The organism is Marinobacter sp. (genome assembly GCF_035268745.1).
Classification (GTDB): domain Bacteria; phylum Pseudomonadota; class Gammaproteobacteria; order Pseudomonadales; family Oleiphilaceae; genus Marinobacter.
In genome coordinates, this window is record NZ_DATFKH010000089.1 from 1 (window position 1) to 3,062 (window position 3,062).

Consider the following 3,062-nt stretch of genomic DNA (forward strand, 5'->3'; position numbering starts at 1 on the left):
TACCAGCCCGCTTGCCTTTTCACTCGCCGTCGTTGTTGCGGCAACCGTTACATAGGGCGGCTATGCGCCGGTTGCCGCGCCTAGACGGCAAGCGAAAATTCGGCGCGCCCTGGTATATTTTTCTCCGGCAATGGCCTAAGTAACTAGTGTCAGCGCGAGAACCCCCCGGTTTTCCCGAGATTCAACCATACCGCACATATTGCATTAGTCCAAGTGCAGAAACTTGGCACCAATGCCCAGAGATTTTCGCGCCCAACGCGAAGATTCAACGCTTAATATAAAGCGGCTATGTCGAATTGGACGGGCCACTCCCTCGGAATGCTATATCCGCTATTTAATTTATACAGACCTCCCAAGCCCGAGCAGGATGGCGATCGTAACTTATTGAGAAATTAGCCAACTCGACACTTCTTGGACAGTTGACCCCCAAGAAGCCACCCATGTGGACAAAAAACTTGCCATTTTTCTCTCGGTACTGTATTTCTATCCCCGAAAGCAAAAACTCACAATCCACTTCCGGGGTAGCAATGACACAAACCGACCTGTTGGGCGGCGAGCAAGAATCCACCGATCCCACCCGATTTTCGATTGGGCGTGCCTATGTGCTGCATCTTCCCAACGGACCTCGCCGCAAGGGCTATGTCTACTACCGTGGCCAGCTGCTCAAGCAGGTCAACCTTCACGAGAAGCACGAGCGGCAGCTGTTGGTGGTCGAACTGATGCAGCAACGGGTGAACCAGACCCGCCTGGCCAAGGCCCTTAAGCTGAGTCGGCAGACCCTTCACAACTATCGTGAGAACTACAACCACTTTGGCCTGGAAGGGCTGGTGCAGGGCTATTCGGTCAGCGAGAGCAAGAGCCGCGAGACCCAGCGCAAGCTGCATGTGGAGCAACGCCGCCCCGGTACCAAGGCGCGGCAACTGGAACAGCTGCGCAAGCAGGAGCGGGACGCCCTGCCCAAAAATGGCAATCTGGACCTTGATCCGCCGCGCTATGAACTCAATGAAGTCCCCCTGGAGGAGGCCCGGAAACGGCAAGAGCAAGCCAACCCGCCGGAGAGCGCCCACCTCCCCGAACAGGAACTCCCCTTTGCCGAGAACCACGCGGGCTGCGCCAGCCGCTATGCCGGAGCCCTGATCCTGCTCTTCCCGCTCCTGGTTCACTGGCACTGGTTCGACGGCCTCTTTGCCCGTTTCGGGCACCAGTGGCGCATCTTCATGATTTTTCTGCTAATGAGTGCCCACAACATCCGCTCCATCGAACAACTCAAGCATGTCCGCCAGGAGGAAGCCGGCAAGACGCTGGGGCTAGGCAAGATGCCCTCGCGGTCCACCCTCTGGGGGTGGTTCTATGAAGCCGCCGGGCGCAAGCAATCCCAGGCATTGCTCAACGCCTTTTTCGACGACCAAGTCGACCGGGGGCTGGTCGATAGCCAGTTTTGGTGCACCGACGGCCATCTGCTGCCCTACACCGGTCAGGAAAAGGTCCACTACGCCTACCATACCCAGCGCCGCATGCCCGTGCCGGGTCAGACCAATCAGGTCACCTGCGACCCCAAGGGGCGCATCGTGCGCTTTGAGATCCAGCGCGGCAAAGGTGACCTGCGCGACACCGTCGTGCAAGTGGGGGCCTACGGCAAAGCCCGCCTAGACACCCCCCCGATCCAGGTCTTCGACCGGGAAGGCCACGGCCTGGACTTCTTCTCCCGGCTGGTCGAACAAGGTATCCCCTTCATCACCTGGGAGAAGTATGCCGACAAGAAGCGCCTCGAAGCCCTCGACGCAGAAGCCTTCACCGATCAACTTGAATGCAATGGCAAGTCCTATCAGCTCCTGCTCCAATCCAAGACCCTGACCGAAAAAAAGAGCGACGACACCCCCCCCAAAAGCCTCACCTTGCGTCGCATCGTATTGTGGAACCCAACCAGCAACCGCCGCGCCAGCGGGCTGTGCTGGGCACCCGAGGAGCGTTTTGACCTGGAAACCTTCGCCTTCGCCCTGCTCAGCCGCTGGGGTGCCTCGGAGAACACCTTCAAACACCTCAACGATCGTCACCCCCTGCACTACCGGCCAGGCTTTGGCGTCAGCGAAAGCGATCACCAAGAGATCGAACACCCCCGGCGCAAGGAGATTGCCGCAGCCCTCAAGGCGCTCAACACCCAACTAACCCGCACCCTCAACAAACTCGCCAAGACCCAGCCGGTCACCAACAAAGACGGCTCGCCCCGGCTCAATAGCCAGCATCAGAACCTGACGGATCGGGTTGCAGAACTGGAAGCCCAGCAAACGCAACTGCGCCAGGAGCAAGACCAGCTCCCCGAACGCATCGACGTACGCGATCTGGAAGACTACCGCTCCTTCAAAGAGATCCACAATGAAGGCAAGAATCTCTTTGACTTTGTCACCGCCTCGATGTGGAATGCCCGCCGCTACCTCATCGACATCCTCGCCGAGTGCTACCCGAAAGAGAGCGACCGGGTCGACCTCTTCTACGCCATCCTCCATTGCCATGGCTGGATCAAAAGCGAGGAGGACTGGGTTGTGATTCGACTGGAACCCTTGCAGCAGGCCGGTCGCCGGCTGGCCCAAGAGCAGCTCTGCCGAAAACTCACTGGTCTCGGGGCAAAGATCCCCGGCGGCAAGTCGCTACGGATTGAGGTCGGGGCGGTCTCGCTATAGCCTCAAGTTTACGGGGTGTCCAAAAAATCGGGGCGTTTGGGCATTTTTTGGGGAGGTCTGGACTTTGATCAAGGAACCGGCAATCCGCTTGAGCGGGGGGCCTTCGCGACACCCGCCTCCGGCAACCAGACCGTGAACGTCGCCCCGCGCCCCTCGTCGCTCTCCACCCCAATACTACCCCCATGCGCGACCACGATATTGCGCACGATCGATAACCCCAGCCCGATCCCCTTCTCCTTGCCCAAGGGTCGCGCGTTGCTGCGGGTGAAAGGCTGAAAGATCCGCTCCAGATCCTCCGCCGGCAAGCCCGGCCCTTGGTCCTCTACCGTCAGGCGCACGCCATCCCCGGCGCGCTCGACCGTCACCTGGATCACGGTGCCCGCG

General features: G+C 59.6%; 2 protein-coding genes. One reads left to right on the forward strand and one right to left on the reverse strand.

What is annotated here, in order from left to right; all coding sequences use genetic code 11:
* The first annotated feature begins 527 nt into the window (after positions 1-527).
* Positions 528-2,678 (forward strand): helix-turn-helix domain-containing protein, encoded by a 2,151-nt coding sequence (locus VJ956_RS07440; RefSeq protein WP_324083405.1) that lies wholly within the window; start codon positions 528-530, stop codon positions 2,676-2,678.
* A 68-nt stretch (positions 2,679-2,746) separates the two neighbouring features.
* Here the strand turns inward: VJ956_RS07440 and VJ956_RS07445 are convergent.
* The coding region (locus VJ956_RS07445) for a sensor histidine kinase (protein WP_324083407.1) at positions 2,747-3,062 on the reverse strand (316 nt) is incomplete at its 5' end.